At 45.0% G+C, this 1,093-nt stretch carries 1 protein-coding gene; it reads left to right on the top strand.

The genetic code is table 11. The annotated features are described in order from the left end of the window. Window positions 1–121: 121 nt before the first annotated feature. The gene (locus tag R7P72_RS25705; protein ID WP_069495147.1) at window positions 122–934 is read left to right on the top strand and encodes an AraC family transcriptional regulator; all 813 of its coding nucleotides are present in this window, start codon (window positions 122–124) and stop codon (window positions 932–934) included. The last annotated feature ends 159 nt before the right edge of the window (window positions 935–1,093 follow it).

Raw genomic sequence — 1,093 nt, 5'->3', positions numbered from 1 at the left:
TGGTTGGGGGTTGATCTTGTTGGTTTGATCTTGCGCGATTGGCTCCGTGGAGATTTGCAAGGCAACCGAGAAGGTATATCATGCCTCGATGTAAGCCGAACGCTTAAGATGACCGTGTGAAATGAGTGACTCAGATAACCCGAAAGCCCCACCATATAAAGAAAGTATGCTGCCAAAACCAGCAGAACTGATCACGCTGCCATCTTATATGGATTGCCATGATCATACTTACACGCAGATTGTGATTGGGTTGAAAGGTCAAGCGGAATTCGAAGTCCGTGGGCAGGGTAATTTAGTCGGTCCTGGGCAAGGTTGTGTGGTAACAGCATGCTCTGATCATGCTTTCGGCGGCGTGATTCATCAATCGGATATTTTAGTGCTGAATATGCCGAAGCCGACCAATGATGACCCTGAGATGCTTCAGAAGATCAATAACCTAGAACGTTCCCACCTTTATTTTCAACTCGATGGTCAAATTCAGAAGCTGATTCAGATGCTGGTACAGGAAATGCGTAACCATCCTGATGATCTGCTGCTTAGTCGCGCGTGTAATGACACCGTGATTGCATTGATGCAGCGGCATATCTCTGCATTTGAAACCAGCCGCAAAGATTCGCGCTTTGATCTAGAAGCAATAGACCGCTACATCGAACAACATCTCAGCCATAAGATCAGCGTTGCTCAGCTTGCGGGGCGCGTTTTCTTGGGTGAAAGCCAATTCCACAGCTTGTTTAAAGATCAGATGGGGATTACTCCGCATCAATACGTATTAGGTAAGCGCATTGATATGGCTCGTGAGCTAATCGAGCAAGGTCACCTCTCTTTAGGGCAAATCGCCGAGTTTACCGGCTTCTCAAGTCAAAGCACTTTTACTCATACCTTCACTCGATTGCAGGGACTTTCTCCCTCTCAGTATAAGAAACAGGTTGGGTAAATTTACCCAGAAAAAGACAAAACCATGCTCTGTGCATGGTTTTTTTGTACTTTTTTACCTGTGATCTATTTCTCAATTTTATAGATTTGAGGCCAAATTGACGGTTTATTGAACGTTGTGGCCTCCAATGCTCAAAAGAAGGTGTTGCTATAAGAATAA

Source organism: Vibrio sp. Vb0888 (assembly GCF_033338835.1).
Classification (GTDB): domain Bacteria; phylum Pseudomonadota; class Gammaproteobacteria; order Enterobacterales; family Vibrionaceae; genus Vibrio; species Vibrio alginolyticus.
The sequence above is the reverse complement of the archived record's forward strand: the minus strand, read 5'-3'. Positions and strand labels throughout refer to the sequence as shown.

Excerpts from the sequence above, each read along its gene's own strand:
- R7P72_RS25705 (WP_069495147.1), top strand. The coding sequence starts at position 122 with ATGAGTGACTCAGATAACCCGAAAGCCCCACCATATAAAGAAAGTATG.